The 18,001-nt window shown below is 75.8% G+C and carries 10 protein-coding genes; 3 read left to right on the forward strand and 7 right to left on the reverse strand.

The window, feature by feature from the left end:
• Window positions 1-10: 10 nt before the first annotated feature.
• The gene (gene leuS, locus ACFYWL_RS17680; RefSeq protein WP_386973685.1) at window positions 11-2,848 is read right to left on the reverse strand and encodes a leucine--tRNA ligase; all 2,838 of its coding nucleotides are present in this window, start codon (window positions 2,846-2,848) and stop codon (window positions 11-13) included.
• Window positions 2,849-3,334: 486 nt separating this feature from the next.
• On the opposite strand from leuS, the gene ACFYWL_RS17685 reads away from it, so the two are divergent.
• The 3 genes from ACFYWL_RS17685 to ACFYWL_RS17695 all read left to right on the forward strand — a co-directional run bounded on the left by ACFYWL_RS17685 (window position 3,335) and on the right by ACFYWL_RS17695 (window position 8,236).
• A complete protein-coding gene (locus ACFYWL_RS17685; protein ID WP_077939049.1) occupies window positions 3,335-4,390 on the forward strand; it encodes a MoxR family ATPase in 1,056 nt (351 codons plus the stop codon).
• A 2-nt stretch (window positions 4,391-4,392) separates the two neighbouring features.
• A complete protein-coding gene (locus ACFYWL_RS17690; protein WP_386973688.1) occupies window positions 4,393-5,691 on the forward strand; it encodes a DUF58 domain-containing protein in 1,299 nt (432 codons plus the stop codon).
• Between the two features lie 67 nt (window positions 5,692-5,758).
• On the forward strand, window positions 5,759-8,236 hold the full coding sequence (locus ACFYWL_RS17695; RefSeq protein ID WP_386973690.1) for a DUF3488 and DUF4129 domain-containing transglutaminase family protein: 2,478 nt from the start codon (window positions 5,759-5,761) through the stop codon (window positions 8,234-8,236).
• A 215-nt stretch (window positions 8,237-8,451) separates the two neighbouring features.
• Here ACFYWL_RS17695 and ACFYWL_RS17700 read toward each other — a convergent pair whose 3' ends face one another.
• The 6 genes from ACFYWL_RS17700 to ACFYWL_RS17725 all read right to left on the reverse strand — a co-directional run bounded on the left by ACFYWL_RS17700 (window position 8,452) and on the right by ACFYWL_RS17725 (window position 17,887).
• Complete coding sequence (locus tag ACFYWL_RS17700; RefSeq protein WP_043967266.1) at window positions 8,452-8,850, reverse strand: DUF3040 domain-containing protein; 399 nt, start codon at window positions 8,848-8,850, stop codon at window positions 8,452-8,454.
• 115 nt (window positions 8,851-8,965) lie between these two features.
• Window positions 8,966-10,225, reverse strand: a complete 1,260-nt coding sequence (locus ACFYWL_RS17705; protein WP_386973693.1) for a DNA polymerase IV — start codon at window positions 10,223-10,225, stop codon at window positions 8,966-8,968.
• A 71-nt stretch (window positions 10,226-10,296) separates the two neighbouring features.
• On the reverse strand, window positions 10,297-11,541 hold the full coding sequence (locus ACFYWL_RS17710) for an alkaline phosphatase family protein (RefSeq protein ID WP_386973696.1): 1,245 nt from the start codon (window positions 11,539-11,541) through the stop codon (window positions 10,297-10,299).
• Window positions 11,538-12,305, reverse strand: a complete 768-nt coding sequence (locus tag ACFYWL_RS17715; RefSeq protein ID WP_386973801.1) for a class I SAM-dependent methyltransferase — start codon at window positions 12,303-12,305, stop codon at window positions 11,538-11,540. Before ACFYWL_RS17715 ends, ACFYWL_RS17710 begins: the two co-directional genes overlap by 4 nt.
• 65 nt (window positions 12,306-12,370) lie before the next feature.
• Complete coding sequence (locus ACFYWL_RS17720; protein ID WP_386973699.1) at window positions 12,371-15,916, reverse strand: error-prone DNA polymerase; 3,546 nt, start codon at window positions 15,914-15,916, stop codon at window positions 12,371-12,373.
• Between the two features lie 102 nt (window positions 15,917-16,018).
• Window positions 16,019-17,887, reverse strand: a complete 1,869-nt coding sequence (locus ACFYWL_RS17725; protein ID WP_386973701.1) for a DNA polymerase Y family protein — start codon at window positions 17,885-17,887, stop codon at window positions 16,019-16,021.
• Between the last annotated feature and the right edge of the window lie 114 nt (window positions 17,888-18,001).

The following is an 18,001-nucleotide window of genomic DNA, read 5'->3' on the forward strand; positions in this document are numbered from 1 at the left end:
TCCTTGCACCTCAGGCGACGACGGAGACCATCCGGCCCTTCACCACGATGACCTTGCGGGGCTGCTTGCCGGCCAGCGCGCCCGCCACCGCCTCCAGCGCCGCCGACCGCACGTCGTCCTCGGACGCGTCGGCGCTCACCTCGATCCGGCCGCGCACCTTGCCGTTGATCTGCACCGGGTACGTCACCGTCTCGGCGACCAGCAGGGCCGGGTCGGCGGTCGGGAAGTCCGCGTACGCCAGGGAGGTGTCGTGGCCCAGCCGCCGCCACAGCTCCTCGGCGACGTGCGGGGCGAACGGGGCCAGCATCAGCACCAGCGGCTCGGCCACCTCGCGGGGCGTGGCCGGCAGCCGGGTCAGCGCGTTGGTCAGCTCGATCAGCTTGGCGATCGCGGTGTTGAACCGGATCCCCTCCATGTCGCCCCGGACGCCGTCGACCACCTTGTGCAGCAGCCGCCGGGTGGCCTCGTCGGCCGGGTCGTCGGTGACCCGCGTCGCGCCGGTCTGCTCGTCGACGACGGCCCGCCAGACCCGTTGCAGGAACCGGTACGACCCGACGACCGCCCGGGTCTCCCACGGGCGGGACACCTCCAGCGGACCCATCGACATCTCGTACACCCGGAAGGTGTCCGCGCCGTACGCGGCGCACATGTCGTCGGGGGTCACCACGTTCTTCAGCGACTTGCCCATCTTGCCGTACTCGCGGCGCACCTCCTCCTCGCCCAGGAACCAGGCGCCGTCGCGCTCGACGACCTCCTCGGCCTGCACGTAGGAGCCCCGGGCGTCGGTGTACGCGTACGCCTGGATCATGCCCTGGTTGAACAGCTTGCGGAACGGCTCGAAGCTGGACACGTGGCCCAGGTCGTACAGCACCTTGTGCCAGAAGCGGGCGTACAGCAGGTGCAGCACGGCGTGCTCGGCGCCGCCGACGTACAGGTCGGTGCCGCCGCAGTCGCCCTCGGCGCGTGGGCCCATCCAGTACCGCTCGTTCTCCGCGTCGACGAACCGGTCGGCGTTGGTCGGGTCCAGGTAGCGCAGCTCGTACCAGCAGGAGCCGGCCCACTGCGGCATCACGTTGGTCTCGCGGGTGTAGCGCTGCGGCCCGTCGCCCAGGTCCAGCTCGACCTCGACCCAGTCGCGGCGGCGCGACAGCGGGGTCTCCGGATTGCTGTCGGCGTCGTCGGGGTCGAACGTCTTCGGGGAGAAGTCGTCGACCTCGGGCAGCTCGACCGGCAGCATCGACTCGGGCAGCGCGATCGCCGCGCCGCTGGCGTCGTAGACGATCGGGAACGGCTCGCCCCAGTAGCGCTGGCGGGAGAACAGCCAGTCGCGCAGCCGGTAGGTGGTCGCGCCGGCGCCGTGGCCGTTGGCCTCCAGCCACGCGATGATCGCCGCCTTCGCGTCGGCGACCCCCAGGCCGTTCAGGTCCAGGCCGCGTTCGGGCGCGGCGCTGTTGATCGCCGGCCCGTCCCCGGTGTACGCCTTGCCGGCGAAGCCGTCGGCGGGCTGCACGGTACGCACGATCGGCAGCTCGAAGACCTCGGCGAACGCCCAGTCCCGCTCGTCCTGCGCCGGCACCGCCATGATCGCGCCGGTGCCGTAGCCGGCCAGCACGTAGTCGGCGATGAAGATCGGGATCTGCCCGCCGGTGACGGGATTGGTGGCGTACGCGCCGACGAAGACGCCGGTCTTCTCCTTCGTGTCGGCCTGCCGCTCCACGTCGGTCTTGGCCGCCGCCGCCTTGCGGTACGCCTCGACGGCCGCCCGGGGGTTGGCGTGCCCGCCGGTCCAGGCGTCCCGCGTCCCGTCCGGCCAGGCGGCCGGCACCAGCGCGTCGACCAGCTCGTGCTCGGGGGCCAGCACCATGTAGGTGGCCCCGAAGATGGTGTCCGGGCGGGTCGTGAACACCCGCACCGGGCCCCGGTCGGTGGCGAAGTCGATGTGCGCGCCGGTGGACCGGCCGATCCAGTTGCGCTGCATCAGCTTGATCGGCTCGGGCCAGTCCAGGGCGTCCAGGTCCTCCAGCAGCCGGTCGCCGTACGCGGTGATCCGCATCATCCACTGCTTCAGGTTGCGCTTGAACACGGGGAAGTTGCCCCGGTCGGAGCGGCCGTCGGCGGTGACCTCCTCGTTGGCCAGCACGGTGCCCAGCCCCGGGCACCAGTTCACCGGGGCCTCCGAGACGTACGCCAGCCGGTGCCCGTCGACGATCGCCCGCCGCTCGGCGTCGGTCAGCTCGGCCCACGGCCGGCCGTCCGGCGTCGGGCGCTCGCCTGCGGCGAACTCGGCGATCAGCTCGGCGACCGGCCGGGCCCTGCGGGCGTCCGCGTCGTACCAGGAGTTGAAGACCTGCAGGAAGATCCACTGGGTCCAGCGGTAGAAGTCGGTGTCGATGGTGGCCACCGAGCGGCGGTCGTCGTGGGCCAGGCCCAGCCGGCGCAGCTGCGCCTTGTACCGCTCGATGTTGGCCACGGTCGTGGTGCGGGGGTGGGTGCCGGTCTGCACCGCGTACTGCTCGGCGGGCAGGCCGAACGCGTCGAAGCCCATCGCGTGCAGCACGTTGCGGCCGGCCATCCGCTGGTAGCGCGCGAAGCAGTCGGTGCCGATGTAGCCCAGCGGGTGCCCGACGTGCAGGCCCGCCCCCGACGGGTACGGGAACATGTCCAGCACGTACAGCTTCTCCGCGCCGGCCCGGGGGTGGCCGGGGTCGGCCAGCGGCCCGGTCGGGTTCGGGGCGTGGAACGTGCCCTCCCGCTGCCAGGTGTCCTGCCAGCGCTGCTCGATCTCCTCGGCCAGGGCCGCGGTGTACCGGTACGGGGGGATGTCGCCCGCCGCTGTCGCCTCACTCATCGTCTCTCCTCGTTCGCTTCGTCGCGGCGTCGCCGGGCCGGGTCCGGCGGTCTCGGCCCGCCGGACCCGGGCCGGCAATCTCGGCTCGCCGGGCCGGCCCGGTGGAGGGCGCAAAAAAGCCCCTCGCGCAGGAGGGGCCGCCGTGCTGTCGCGCGTCAGCGCATCAGCACGGCCCGGTAAGAAGCAGGAAGACTCCGGCCATGTCGGGCAGTGTACCCCGCCGGCCCGCCGGGCACGCGGCCCGCCGCCGCGAGGCGGGACGCGGGACACCCCTCTCACGTTGGGTGACGACACGTTTCCCCCGTCGAGCGAATATTCCGGGCGTAACCGACCGACTTGCTGCGGGGTTCGGCGTTCACGACAAACATGGTTAGCCTGAGAGGCCAGTGAGATTTCTGCGGCAGACGAGGCTCTCCCGTCGCGAACCCAACGGCGGGTCCAGGTGCTCTTAACAGAGCTGCCGTCGTGGCGACGAGGAGGAGGCCCGTGACACAACAGACCTGGGACGAGGTGGGCGGTCTGCTGCCGCACGACGAGTTCCGCGCCGCCAGCGAGGCCATCGTGGCCAACATCGAGCAGGTCATCGAGGGCAAGACGGCCACCGTCCGGCTCGCCCTGGCCGTCCTGCTCGCCGAGGGCCACCTCCTCATCGAGGACGTCCCGGGCGTGGGCAAGACCAAGCTGGCGAAGGCCCTCGCCCGGTCCATCGACTGTTCGGTGCGGCGCATCCAGTTCACCCCCGACCTGCTGCCCAGCGACGTCACCGGCGTCAGCGTCTACAACCAGGAGACGCACGACTTCGAGTTCCGCCCCGGCGCGGTCTTCGCCAACCTGGTCGTCGGCGACGAGATCAACCGGGCCTCGCCGAAGACCCAGTCCGCCCTGCTGGAGTGCATGGAGGAGCGGCAGGTCACCGTCGACGGGGTCACCTACCAGCTACAGACCCCGTTCATGGTGATCGCCACCCAGAACCCGATCGAGATGGAGGGGACCTACCCGCTGCCCGAGGCGCAGCGCGACCGGTTCACCGCCCGCATCGCGATGGGCTACCCGGGGCCGGAGGCGGAGCTGGCCATGTTGGACGGGCACGGCGCGGCCGACCCGTTGCAGGAGCTGCGGGCGGTCTCCGACGCCGACACCGTGCGCCGGCTCATCGCCACCGTCCGCGAGGTGCACGTCGCCGACGCCGTGAAGCAGTACGCGGTGGACCTGGTCACCGCCACCCGGGAGGCCCCCGACCTGCGGCTGGGCGCGTCGCCCCGGGCCACCCTCCAGCTCCTGCGCACCGCCCGGGCCGTCGCCGCCCTGGAGGGGCGCGACTACGTGCTCCCCGACGACCTGCAGGCGCTCGCGGTGCCGGTGCTCGCCCACCGGATCATCCCGACCGCCGACGCCCAGCTCGCCCGGCGCACCACCGACGCGATCGTCGCCGAGCTGGTGCACCGGCTGCCGCTGCCGCACGACCGCCAGCGTTCCCCGTACGACAACCGGCCCGCCGCCGACGGCAACGGCCGCGCCCCGTACGAGCCGCGGAGGCGGTGAGCGTGCGCGACGGGCTCCGGGGCCTGACCACCCGCGGCCGCTCGTTCCTGGCCGCCGCGCTCGCCGCGGCGGTCTCCGCCGTCATCCTCGGCGAGAAGGACCTGCTCCGGGTGGCCGTGCTGCTCGCCGTCCTGCCGCTGCTCGCCGCCGCCTACGTGGGGCGCAGCCGCTACAAGCTGGCCTGCAACCGGTCGCTGGACCCGCACCGGGTGCCGGTCGGGGCCAGCTCCCGGGTGGTGCTGCGGTTGCAGAACATGTCCCGCCTGCCCACCGGCACGCTGCTGCTGGAGGACCGGCTGCCGTACGCCCTGGGCAGCCGGCCCCGGGTGGTGCTGGAGCGGCTCGGCGCGCACCAGGCCAGCTCCGTGGCGTACACGGTCCGCGCGGACGTGCGCGGCCGGTACGAGGTGGGCCCGCTGGTGGTGCGGCTCACCGACCCGTTCGGGCTGTGCGAGCTGACCCGGTCGTTCCCCAGCGTCGACCAGCTCACGGTGATCCCGCAGGTCACCCCGCTGCCCTCGGTCCGGCTCCCCGGCGAGTACGCGGGCAGCGGCTCCAGCCGCGCCCGGTCGGTCGCGGTGCACGGCGAGGACGACGCGGCGACCCGGGAGTACCGGATGGGCGACGACCTGCGCCGGGTGCACTGGAAGTCCACGGCCCGCACCGGCGAGCTGATGGTGCGCCGCGAGGAGCAGCCCTGGGAGAGCCGGGCGACGGTGGTGCTGGACACCCGGGGCTACGGCCACCGGGGCGACGGCCCCACCGCCAGCTTCGAGTGGGCGGTCTCCGCGGCGGCCAGCATCGCCGTGCACCTGCGCCAGGCCGGCTACAAGCTGCGCCTGGTCACCGGCGACGGCGCGGACGTCGACGCCACCGAGGCCGCCGGGGACGGGCTGCTGCTCGACCAGCTCGCGGAGGTCCGCCTCGACCCGCGCGGCGACATCACCACGCTGGTGCGGCAGGTCCGGCAGCGCGGCGACGGCGGCCTGATCATCGGCCTGTTCGGCACGGTGAGCACCGCCGAGGCGGAGCTGCTCGCCGGCCTGCGCGGCAACGGCGCGACCTGCGTCGGCTTCCTGCTGGACAGCTCCACCTGGCTCCACCTTCCGCCCCGGGCCCGGGCCGAGGCCGACCACGCGCACGGCGCCGCCGCGCTCGCCCTGTTGCAGAGCGGGTGGCGGGTCGTCGGGGTCGACCACGGCGCCCGGCTGCCCGCGCTGTGGCCGCAGGCCGGCCGGGGCTCGCAGGGGTTCGCCCTGCGGGCCGCGCTGGCCGAGACCGTGGCCGGGGGCGTCAAGTGACGATCCGCCGGGCCGGGCGCTCCTGTCGGCCCGATCCGGCGGCACGATGACCGGAAAGGGCTCCCCCGTGACCGCGACCCGCAACCTCGGCTTCGTGGCCGCCGCCGCGACCCTGCTGGCGGCGGCCCCGCTGTCGGCCATCTTCGAGCGGTGGACCTGGCTCATCCAGGCCGCCATCGCGGTCACGGTGGTCGCCGGGGCAGCCGCGCTGACCAGGCTGGTCCGGGCCCCGCTGTGGGGGCAGGTGCTGGGCATGCTCGGCGGGCTGACGCTCGCGCTGGCCTGGCTCTTCCCCGCCGGCACCGAGCTGGTGGCGTTCCTGCCGACCCCGGGCACGTTCGCCCACTTCGGCGAGCTGCTGAGCGCGTCCGTGGTGGACATGCGCTCGTACGGGGTGAAGGTGCCCGACACCGACCCGCTGCTGTTCGTCAGCGCGCTCGGCATCGGCGGGGTGGCCGTGGTGGTCGACGTGCTCGCCGTCGGCCTGCGCCGCCCGGCGCTGGCCGGGCTGCCGATGCTGGCCATCTACTCGGTGCCCGTCGCCGTCTACGTCGACAGCGTCCCCGCCGTGCCGTTCGTGGTCGGCGCGGCCGGCTACCTGTGGCTGCTGGTCACCGACAACGTCGACCGGGTCCGCCGGTTCGGCCGCCGGTTCACCGGCGACGGCCGCGACGTCGACGTGTGGGAGTCCTCCCCGTTGGCCGCCGCCGGGCGGCGGCTCGCCGTGGTCGGGGTGGTGCTGGCGGTGGCGCTGCCGCTGGCGGTGCCGGGGATGACCGGTGGCCTGCTCAACGCCGTGGGCGCCGGGACCGGCACCGGGTCGGGCAACGGCCAGGGCGGCAACCCGGGCCGCATCGACCTCTTCGCCTCGCTGAGCGGTCAGCTGAACCAGTCCGAGGTCTACGAGATGGTCACCGTGACCACCAACGAGCCGAACCCGTTCTACCTGCGCTACGGCGTCGCCGACGAGCTGCGGCCCGACGGCTTCCGGGTGCGCAACCCGACCGGTCGGCCCGTCACCCGGGACCTGCCCGACCCGACCCAGCGCTCCGGCGCGGGCAACGGCGTCGAGCGGACGCGGTACCAGGCCACCGTGGAGGTCTCCAAGAACCTCAACATGCCGCTGCTGCCGGCCTACGCCGAGCCGGTGCGCACCGCGGAGCTCAGCGGCAACTGGCTCTACGACCCGAACCAGCAGGTGGTCTTCTCCAACCGGGAGAACTCCCGCGGCAAGCGCTACTCGTTCGACTACGTCCGCTCGACGTACACGCCGGCGGCGCTGCGCCGGGCCCCGTCGCTGCCGTCGGACCACCCGATCCGGCTCCAGCAGACCGTCACCCCGCCGGTCGAGCAGGTCGACACGCTGGTCGCCGACCTGGTCCGGGGCCGCAGCACCGACTACGACAAGGTCCGGGCGATCTACGACCACTTCTCGGCGGACAACGGCTTCATCTACAGCCTGACCACGAAGGGCGGCACCAGCGGCCAGGACATCGTCGACTTCCTCAACAACAAGGCCGGCTTCTGCCAGCAGTACGCGGCGGCGATGGCCTGGCTGGTCCGGTCGGCCGGCATCCCGGCCCGGGTGGCGTTCGGCTTCACCAACGGCACCGGCCGCACCGACGAGGGGTACGTGCTGACCAACCGCAACCTGCACGCCTGGACGGAGGTCTACTTCGACGGGATGGGCTGGGTGCCGTTCGACGCCACCCCGGCGTACGGGGTGCAGGGCTCCACCCGCTCGGCGTGGGCCCCGGACATCGACGCGCCGGAGCCGGCGGCCACCGAGCCGGGCGCACCGGCCGCCCCCGACGACTCGACGCCGACGCCGGACGCCGCCGACCCGGACGCCGCCGACGAGGACACCGACGCCGGCCTGGCGGTCGGGGCGGACCATCCCACCCGGCAGGCCCCGGTGTGGCCCTGGTGGACGGCCGGCGCGCTGGCGCTGCTGGCCCTGCTCGCCGCGCCGGCGCTGCTGCGGATGGCGCTGCGCCGCAGGCGGGCCGCCCGGCCGGCGGTGACGCTCGCACCGGCCACGGTGGACGCCGACGCGGGCCCGGCCGGCGAACCGGGCCGGTCCGTCACGGTGGTGGTGGACCCCGACAGGGCGCGGGCGGACGCGCACGCCGCCTGGGACGAGCTGCTCGACACCCTGGTCGACTACCGGGTCCGGGTGGACCGGACGGAGACGCCGAGGGCGACCGCCGAGCGCCTCGTCACCGAGGCCGTCGGGGAGGACGCCTCCGCCGCCACGGCGGTGCGGCTGCTGGGCCGCGCCGAGGAACTGGCCCGGTACGCCCGCACCCCGCTCGCGGGCGGGGAGCTGCACCCGGCGCTGCGCGCCGTCCGGGGCGCGCTCGCCACCCGGACCGACCGGCGGACCCGGCTGCTGGCGGCGGTGCTGCCGCCGTCGGTGCTGCTGCGCTGGCGCACGGCGCTGGGCAACGCGTCCTCCCGGCTGGTGGCCAGGACGGGCGACGCCCGGTACCGGCTGCTGCGCTGGAGCCCACGTCGGCTGCTGGCCACCCGCACCGGCCGCTGACGGGCTGGCCGGGCGGCGGCCGGGAACGTTGGCTGCTTCCAGCACACGACACGCCGACGTGATTCCACCGCAACCGGCCACCGAACGCGCTTTTCGCATGCGGAAGCAGCGCACGTGGCCCCGGTGCGGACAGGAAACAGCGGCCCGCCGTCGGCGGGCCGGATCAGCGTGGTCCCGCCGGGCCGGCGGAACCGAGGATCAGCGGTGGAGCCGGGTCAGCGGTGCCCCTCCGGGCGCTGCCGCCACCGGTCCTCCATCCGATCCACGAACGACGACCGCCGGCCGGACCGCCCGCGCGGGCGGCGTCGGCTGGTGGTCGTCCCCCCGACCACGTGCAGGTCGGGGGACTGCGCCTTGCGGTGCGACTGCACCGCGTACGCCGCCGAACCCAGCATGATGACGAAACCCACCACCGCGAGCGGTGGCGTCTTGATCACCGCACCGTAGACCAGTAGAGCCAGGCCAACGATGATCGCGCCGGCAGCGACGAGCAGACGACGCCGCGCGTGGAAACGCGGATCGCTGGCACGCACGGCCGAGGCGAATTTTGGGTCCTCGGCAAGCGACCGCTCGATCTGCTCGAACAGCCGCTGCTCGTGCTCCGAGAGCGGCACGGCACTCCTCCCCGGTCACGCTGGTCGGCCCGGTCGGACCGACAGACCGTGGCAGCCAACCGGCTGCTTAACGACAAGTCTACGAGGGGGGTCGCGCGTCGGAAAGCGGGACGACCTATGGGCGGGGCGGATTTTCGTTTCGCCCGGGATCGCGCCGGCCGAGCAGGCTCGCCGGACCTATGACGGAACGCCCGAATCGGGCGGCGGCGGCGTCCGCCACGGCCTCCGCCTCCCGCCAGCCGCGCTCGGGGGCGCCCAGGGTCAGCTGCTGCGGCGTCTCGCCCGCCGGTGCGAGACCCTCCATCCGCACCCCGACGAGGCGGATCCGCTCACCGGGGTCGAGGACGGTGTAGAGGGCCCACGCCGTGTCGAACATCTCCCGCGCCGTGTCGGTCGCCACGTCGAGGGTGCGGGACCGGCTGACCGTGCGGAAATCGGCCGTGCGCACCTTGATCGACACCGTGCGGCCGACCTGCCCGGCCCGGCGCAGCCGGGCGCCGACCTTCTCGGCGAGGGCGAGCAGGGCCCGGCGGATCTCCAGCGGGTCGGCCACGTCCGCGTCGAACGTCACCTCCGCGCCGATCGACTTCTCCACCTGCTCGGGGCTGACCCGGCGCGGGTCGCGCCCCCAGGCCAGCTCGTGCAGGTGGGCCGCGGCGGCCTCGCCGAGCGCCTTGCGGAGCATCCCGCGCGGCGCCTCGGCCAGGTCGCCGATGGTCGCCAGCCCGAGCCGGCGCAGCGTCTCGGCGGAGCGCTCCCCCACGCCCCACAGGGCGTCGACCGGCAGGGGCCGCAGGAAGTCGAGCACCCGGTCGGCCGGCACCACGAGCAGCCCGTCGGGCTTGGCCCGGGTGGAGCCGAGCTTGGCCACGAACTTGCTCGGCGCGACCCCCACCGAGCAGGTCAGCCCCTGCTCGTCGGCGACCCGGGCGCGGATGCCGCGGGCGATCTCGGCGGGCGAACCGAACAGCCGGCGGGCCCCGGCCACGTCGAGGAACGCCTCGTCGAGCGAGAGCGGCTCGACCAGCGGCGTGACGTCCCGCAGGATCTGCATCACCGCCCGGGAGGCCGCCGTGTACTGCGCGAAGTCGGGCGGCAGGTAGACCGCGTGCGGGCACAACGCCCGGGCGCGCATGATCGGCATGGCGCTGCGGACGCCGTACCGGCGGGCCTCGTAGCTGGCGGCGCTGACCACGCCGCGCGGGCCGACCCCGCCGACCACGACGGGCCGGCCCCGCAGCTCGGGGCGGCGGCGCACCTCGACCGAGGCGTAGAAGGCGTCCATGTCGACGTGCAGGATCGGGCTGCCGGAGTCGTCGCCGTCGGGCCCGAAGCGCGGGTCGCCGCCGCGCGGCAACGACTGACTGCGACCCATGCCCGCAGGCTAGCCCTCGGGTACGACACGCCGCGGCCCCCGGGGCCGGCACCGCCGCCGCGCCGCCCCGGTCAGCCGCGCACGACCAGCAGCGGGATGGTCATCTCGGCGGCCGTGTCCGACCCGTGGTAGGCGACCAGGCGGGCGTCCATGGGGTGCTCCGAGCGGGTGGCGACCACCGCGGACGTGCCCCGGCAGACCACCACCACGTCGCCGATGCGGCCCAGGTGCGCCTCGGGCACCGGCCCGAACCAGCCGGTGGCCACCGCCTCCTCGCGGCGCAGCACCCGGGCCGCGTCGCCGAGCACGGCCTCCCAGGCGGCCACCACGTCGTCGGCCGCACCCGGGGCGACGTGCAGGTAGCGGACCCGGGGCTCCCCGGCGAGCACCCGCACCCCGGCCCGCAGCCGGTCGTCGGCGTCGAAGTCGATCCGGTCGGCCTGCGGCACGTCGAGCTGGCCGTGGTCGGCGGTGACCAGCAACGCGGCGTCCGGCGGCAGCCCGTCGACCAGGCGGGCGAGCAGCGCGTCCACCACGGTCGCGGCGGCCCGCCACGGCGGCGAGTCGACGCCGGAGAGGTGGCCGTGCCGGTCCAGGTCGGGGTGGTAGCCGGAGACCAGGGCCGGCCCGGTCCCGGCGTGCAGCGCGGCCAGCATCGCGGTGGCCAGCGCGTCGGCGTCGGCGGCGCCCCGGTAGTCCCCGCCCCGGTTGGCGGCCAGGGTGAGCCCGCTGCCGGCGTACTCGGGGCGGCTCACCACGGTCACCGCGACCCCGGCGGCGCGGGCGCGTTCGAGCTGGGTGGCGACCGGCTGCCAGCGCAGCGGCTCCGGGTCGCCGGTCCACTCGATGTGGCTGAGCACCCGGTCGGTGTCGGGCACCCGCACCCGGAACCCGAGCACCCCGTGCGCGCCGGGCGCGGCCCCGGTGCCCAGCGTCACCAGGCTGGTCGGGGTGGTCGACGGGAAGCCGCAGGTGAGTGGGCGGCCGACGGTCGCGGCCAGCCCGGCCAGGGTCGGGGCGTGCGGGGCGGCGGTGGGGATCTGGTGCCAGCCGAGCCCGTCGACCAGCAGCACCGCGACCCGCCGCACCCCGGCGAGCGCGGGCGTCAGCCCGAGCAGGTCGACGGCCCCGGGCACGCCGAGCACCGCCAGGGCGCTGGGCAGCACGTCGGCCAGGCTCGCGCCGCCGTAGCGGGGCGGCACCGGGGCCAGCGGATCGACGGGCCCGCGCGGGGGCGGCACGCCGGCCCCGCGGCCGGCCGGCCCGGCGAGCCCCGCCGGGGGCTCCTCCGCGGGGGGCGGGACGACGGGGGTCATGCCGGGCGGCGGGCGAAGAGGTGCAGCTGGGCGGCCAGGTCCCGGTACGGCGGCCGGGCGGCCAGGGCCCGCTCCAGCTCGACCAGGGCGGCCTGCTGGCCGTCCGCGACGGCGGCGGGGAGGAGGTCGGCCAGGACGCGTACCCCGTGGATCTCCTCGACCGTGAGGCCGGCGGCGGCCAGCAGCGCGGCGGCGCGGTCGGCGTCGTAGCGCCGCCGCAGGGTGTCGCGGGGGCCGGCGGTGCCGGCCGGGTCGGCGGCCAGGGCGGCGGCCACGTCGAGGTGGCCGTTCATCGCCCGGCCGAGCGCGGCGGCGGCCTGCCCGGCCACCAGGACGCTCGCCGCGCCGCCCGGGCGCAACGCGGTGACCAGCGCGGTCACGACGGGCGCGGGGTCGTCGACGACCTCCAGCACGGAGTGGCAGAGCACCAGGTCGACGCTGGCCGGCTCGACCAGCCCGGCGAGGGCGTCGCCGTCGCCCTGCACGGCGCGCACCCGGTCGCCGACGCCGGCCTCGGCGGCCCGGCGGGTGAGCGCGGCGAGCGCGTCGGGGCTGGCGTCGACCACGGTGACCCGGTGCCCGGCCTGCGCCAGGGGCACGGCGAAGCCGCCGGTGCCGCCGCCGACGTCGAGGACGGTGAGCCGGCCGCCGGCGCGGCGTTCCAGCTCGGCCCGCAGCACCGACCAGATGACGGCGGTACGGGGGGTCAACGGCGGGCCGGTGAACCGGGCACGGGTCTGCTCCACACGGTCGAGCCTAGTCAGCCCCGACGGTGTTAACAGGGGGCCCCTGCTATGCAGAAAGCGTTAACAAGGTGCCCCTCCTTACGTCAGCGGAAGTCGCGGGAGGCCGGGGCGACCGGCGGCTCGATCGGATCGAGCCGGTCGGCGGTCAGGTTGGTCACCCCCTCGTGCCGCTGCAACCGGCCGCGCACCACCAGCGCGGCGCTGGTGCGCGCCACCTGCCGGTAGCGCTGCCACAGCCCCGGCGAGCAGGTGACGTTGAGCATGCCGGTCTCGTCCTCCAGGTTGAGGAAGGTGACCCCGCCGGCGGTGCCCGGCCGCTGCCGGTGGGTGACGATCCCGCCGACGCGGATCCGCCGGCCCGGCTCCACCCGCCCCAGCCGGGCGATCGGCACCGCGCCGAGGGCGTCGAGCCGGTCGCGCAGGAACCGGGCCGGATGGCTCTCCGGCGACAGGCCCGTCGCCCAGACGTCGGCGACGAGGCGGTCCACCGCGTCCATGCCGGGCAGCGTCGGCGCGGTCGCGCCGGTCACCGTGCCCGGCAGCCGGCCCGGCCGGTCCTGCGCCGCCGCCCCGGCGGCCCAGAGCGCCTGCCGCCGGGTCAGCCCGAAGCAGGCGAAGGCGTCGGCGGTGGCCAGCGCCTCCAGCTGCGCGGCCGACAGGCCCACGCGCCGGGCCAGGTCCGACATGTCACGGTACGGCCCGTGCGCCGCCCGCTCCGCCTCGATCCGCTCGGCCACCGGATCGCCGAGGTTACGCACCCCGCCCAGCCCGAGCCGCACCGCCGGACCGCCCAGCCCCCACGCGTGCGGCGGCTCGCCCGGCGCGCTGCCCCACCGGGTGTCCGGGGTGGACTCCAGCACGGCTTTCGCGCCGCTGGCGTTGACGTCGGGCCGGCGCACCTGCACCCCGTGCCGCCGCGCGTCGTCCACCAGGGTCTGCGGCGAGTAGAAGCCCATCGGCTGGGCGTTGAGCAGCGCGGCCAGGAACGGCCCCGGGTGGTAGCGTTTGAGCCAGGAGCTGGCGTACACCAGGTAGGCGAAGCTCATCGCGTGGCTCTCCGGGAAGCCGTAGCTGGCGAACGCGGTGAGCTTGCGGTAGACGTCGTCGGCCAGCTCGCCGGCGATGCCCCGCTCGGCCATCCCCGCGTAGAGCCGGTCGGCGATCCGCGCCATCCGCTGCACCGACCGCTTCGCCCCCATCGCCCGGCGCAGCTGGTCGGCCTCCGCCGCGTCGAAGCCGGCCAGGTCGATGGCGAGCTGCATGAGCTGCTCCTGGAACAGCGGCACGCCGAGGGTCTTCTCCAGCGCGTTGCGCATCAGCGGGTGCGGGTACGTCACCGGCTCCTGGCCGTTGCGCCGCCGGATGTACGGGTGCACCGAGCCGCCCTGGATCGGGCCGGGCCGGATCAGCGCCACCTCCACCACCAGGTCGTAGAACTCGCGGGGCTTCAGCCGGGGCAGGGTGGCCATCTGGGCGCGGCTCTCCACCTGGAACACCCCCACCGAGTCGGCCCGGCAGAGCATGTCGTAGACCTCGGGGTCGTCCAGGGTCATGTCGCCCAGGTCGAGGGTCTCGCCGATCATGTCGTAGCCGTAGTGCAGGGCGGAGAGCATGCCGAGGCCGAGCAGGTCGAACTTGACCAGCCCGACGGCGGCGCAGTCGTCCTTGTCCCACTGGAGCACGCTGCGGCCGGGCATCCGCCCCCACTCCACCGGGCAGACCTCGATCACCGGCCGGTCGCAGATCACCATCCCGCCGGAATGGATGCCCAGGTGCCTCGGGAACGTCTGGAGCGCGTCGGCGTACGCCACGACCTGCTCGGGGATGTCCTCGGCGTCGACCGCGGCCACCGAGCCCCAGCGGTCGATCTGCTTGCTCCAGGCGTCCTGCTGCCCGGGCGAGAAGCCGAACGCCTTCGCCACGTCCCGCACCGCCGACCGGGGCCGGTACGAGATGACGTTGGCGACCTGGGCGGCGTGCTCCCGGCCGTACCGGGCGTAGACGTGCTGGATCACCTCCTCCCGGCGGTCGGACTCGATGTCCACGTCGATGTCGGGCGGGCCGTCGCGCTCCGGGGCGAGGAACCGCTCGAACAGCAGCCGGTGCCGCACCGCGTCCACGTTGGTGATCCGCAGCGCGTAGCAGACCGCCGAGTTGGCCGCCGACCCCCGGCCCTGGCAGTAGATGTCCTGCTTGCGGCAGAACGCGACGATGTCGTAGACCACCAGGAAGTAGCCGGGGAAGCCCAGCCCGTCGATCATGCGCAGCTCGTGGTCGAGCTGCGCGTACGCCTCGGGGTGCGCCTCGGGCGGCCCGTACCGCTCGTGGGCCCCGGCCATGGTCAGCTCGCGCAGCCAGCTCATCTCGGTGTGCCCCGGCGGCACCGGGTACGCCGGCAGCTTCGGCGCGACCAGTTGCAGGTCGAACGCCAGCTCCGCGCCGAACTCGGCGGCCCGCGCCACCGCGCCCGGGTACGCGGCGAACCGCGCCGCCATCTCCGCCCCGTCGCGCAGGTGGGCGGTGCCGGCGGCGGGCAGCCAGCCGTCGATCTCGTCGAGGCTGCGGCGGGCCCGCACCGCGGCCAGGGTGGTGGCCAGCCGGCGGCGGCCCGGGGTGGCGTAGTGCACGTTGTTCGTGGCCACCGTGGGCAGCCCGGCGGCGCGGGCCAGCGCGGCGAGCGCGTCGTTGCGGTCGCCGTCGACCGGGTGCCCGTGGTCGGTCAGCTCCACCGCCACCGTCTCCGCGCCGAACAGCGCGGTGAGCCGGTCCAACTCCCGGGCCGCCGCGTCGACGCCCGCGGTGAGCAGCGCGGCCGGCACGTGCCCCTTGCGGCAGCCGGTGAGCACCAGCACGTGGTCGCGCAGCTCGGCGGCCACCTCCTCCAGCTCCCCGTAGTCGGGGCGGCCCTTCTGGCCGCCGCGCAGCTGGGCCCGGGAGATGGTGGCGGCGAGCCGCGCGTACCCCTCGTGGCCGTGGGCGAGCACCAGCAGGTGCGCACCGAGCGGGTCGGGCTCGCCGTTCTGCGGGCCGGGCAGCCCGAGGGACAGCTCCGCGCCGAAGACCGTGGGCAGGTGCAGCGCGCGGGCCGCCTCGGCGAAGCGCACCACACCGTAGAAGCCGTCGTGGTCGGTGACGGCGAGCGCGGTGAGCCCGAGCCGGGCCGCCTCCTCGGCCAGCTCCTCGGGGTGGCTGGCCCCATCGAGGAAGCTGAAGTTGCTGTGCGCGTGCAGTTCGGCGTACGGCACCGCGCCGCTGCCCGGGCCGCCGCTGCCCGGGCCGCCGCCTGGACCGTCGCCGCCGGTGCGGGGTGGTGCCGGCGGCGTGTACCGGCCCCGGCGGCGGCTCCAGGCGGGACCGTCGCCCCCGTCGGCGTCGACGGCGAGGGGATCCACCACGGGTGGGTCCACGGCACGCAGGTGCCGCCCGCCCCGCCCCGGCTCCCCGCCCCGCCCGGAGCCACCGCTTTGGCCCGACTCCCCGCCCCGCCCGGAGCCACCGCTTTGGCCCAGCTCCCCGCCCCGCCCAGAGCCACCGCTTTGGCCCAGCTCCCCGCCCCGCCCGGAGCCGGCCCGCCCGGAGAGCACCCGCTCCAGCTCCCCCCACCCCATCCCGGGATTGTGAAAGCTCACCGCGCACCCCGAGCCACGGAGATCTTGGAAGTTTCCGGCCCCTGGAGGGGCCGGAAACTTCCAAGATCCACGGAGGTCGGCCGCGTGGGGGTGGCCTGGCGGTCAGTCATAGATCGCCTCCACCAGCCACTGGCCCGACTCGACCGCCAGCAGGAGGGCCGCCCCGTCGGCCAGGCACACCTGGAACCGGGCGCGGCGGCGGGCCTCCGCCGGGGACCACCAGCGCTCGTCCACCGGCCACGGGCCGGCCCAGCCGACGATCTCCACCGGCCGGGCCGCGCCGACGGCCAGCCGCGCCGGGGCGGCGGTGAGCTGGAGCCGCGCGCTGACCCCGACCGGCTCGCCGGCCGCGTCGTGGACGGCCGCGGCGAGCGGGACGGGCAGCACCACGGCCGGCGAGGGCGGCGGCAGCCGACCCGGCCACGGCGGCGACGCGCCCCGCCCCGCCGAGGCCGCCCCACCGCCCCGGGCAGCCCCACCGGACCAGGCAGCCCCACCAGATCGGGCAGACCCACCACACCGGTCGGCCAGGCCAGGCCCACCAGCCCCACCGGCACGGGCGGGACCGGCCAAGCCGCCGGCCTGGGCGGGACCAGCCAAGCCACCGGCACGGGCAGGGCCGGCCAAGCCGCCGGCCTGGGCGGGACCAGCCGAGTCCCCGGCCTGGGCGGGGCCAGCCAAGCCACCGGCACGGGCGGAGCCGGCCGAGTCCCCGGCCTGGGCGGGGCCGGGCGGGTCGCCGGGGCGGGCGGGCAGCCGCTCGTCGCCCCACGGCACCAGCCGCACCTGGTCGCCCGGTGACCGGCCGCCGCCGAGCACCGCGGTGACCACCGCCTCGGGGCCGAGGAGGCCCTGCACCCGGCTCAGCGCCCGGTGCGCCCGCTCGCGTTCCTCGCCCGTCTCCCCCCACAGCCCGGGTTGCAGGTCGGCCCGGGCGAGCACCCCGTCAGGCACCAGGCGCAGCCGGATGATCCCGGCCGTCGGGCGGGTCGGGCGGGCGCCGGGGCGGCCGGCGCTGCCGGTGAGCCAGCCGTCGAGCTGCCACCGCACCCGGTCGGCGACGGCCGCCGCGGTGAGCAGCCCGTCGTGCCGCCACACGCGGTGCAGTTCCTGGCCGTCGGCGGTGACCGCCTCGATGCCCAGCCGGGTGCAGGCCAGCCCGTGCGCGGCAAGCCGGTCGTGCAGCCGCTCGGCCAGCGCGCGGGCGGCGAAGGCTGCGGCGTCGACCCGGTCGATCGGCTCGTCGTGGTCGGCGGTGACGGCCAGGTCCACCGGGGGCCGGCGGACGGCCAACGGCCGGTGGTCGCCGCCGGCGGCGAGCCGGTGGGCCAGCGCGCCGTCGAACCCGAACCGGGCCAGCACGTCCCCGGCCGGCAGCGCGGCGAAGCCCCCCAGGGTGCGTACGCCGAGCCGGCGCAGCAGGTCGGCCAGGGCCGGCCGGCCGAGCGCCTCCACCGGCAGGCCGGCCAGGAAACCGGGGGTGCCGCCGGGGGGCACCACCCGCCCGGCACGGGCCGCCAGGCCGGCGGCGAACACCCCGTCGGCGATGCCCACCTGGCTCTCCACCGCGCAGGTCTGGGCGACGTGCTCGATGATGCGCTCGGCGGCCGCCTCCTCGCCGCCGAAATAGCGGGCCGGGCCCCGGGCGGCCAGCGCGCAGACACCGGGGCGCACCACCTCGACGCCGGCGGCCAGCTCCTCGACGGCGACGACCACCGGCTCGAAGGCCCGGGCGTCCCGCCCCGGGTCGTGGTCGACGACGGTCAGCCGGGGGCAGCGCCCCTGCGCCTCCCGCTTGCGCAGACCCCGGCGGACGCCCTCGGCGCGGGCCGCCTCGGAGCAGGCGACCACCCGGTTGGCGTGCAGCACGGCCACCGCCCCGGTGGCCGGCACCCCGTCGACGATCTCGGCGGCGAGCACCGGCCAGTCGGGGCACCAGAGCAGCAGCGTCCGCACCGGCGCACCGGTCACGCGGGACCGACCACGGTGAGCGCGCCACGGCGGGGCGGTGCGGCAGCCGACGCCGACGGCGGCGGGACGGCCGACGACAGTGGCGACGCGGCGGGCGACGGCGGCGACTCGGAC

Source organism: Micromonospora sp. NPDC002575, from assembly GCF_042889525.1.
Lineage (GTDB): Bacteria > Actinomycetota > Actinomycetes > Mycobacteriales > Micromonosporaceae > Micromonospora > Micromonospora carbonacea.

Coding starts and splice junctions, on each gene's coding strand:
- leuS (WP_386973685.1), bottom strand. CDS start 2,848: ATGAGTGAGGCGACAGCGGCGGGCGACATCCCCCCGTACCGGTACACC.
- ACFYWL_RS17705 (WP_386973693.1), bottom strand. CDS start 10,225: ATGGGTCGCAGTCAGTCGTTGCCGCGCGGCGGCGACCCGCGCTTCGGG.
- ACFYWL_RS17710 (WP_386973696.1), bottom strand. CDS start 11,541: ATGACCCCCGTCGTCCCGCCCCCCGCGGAGGAGCCCCCGGCGGGGCTC.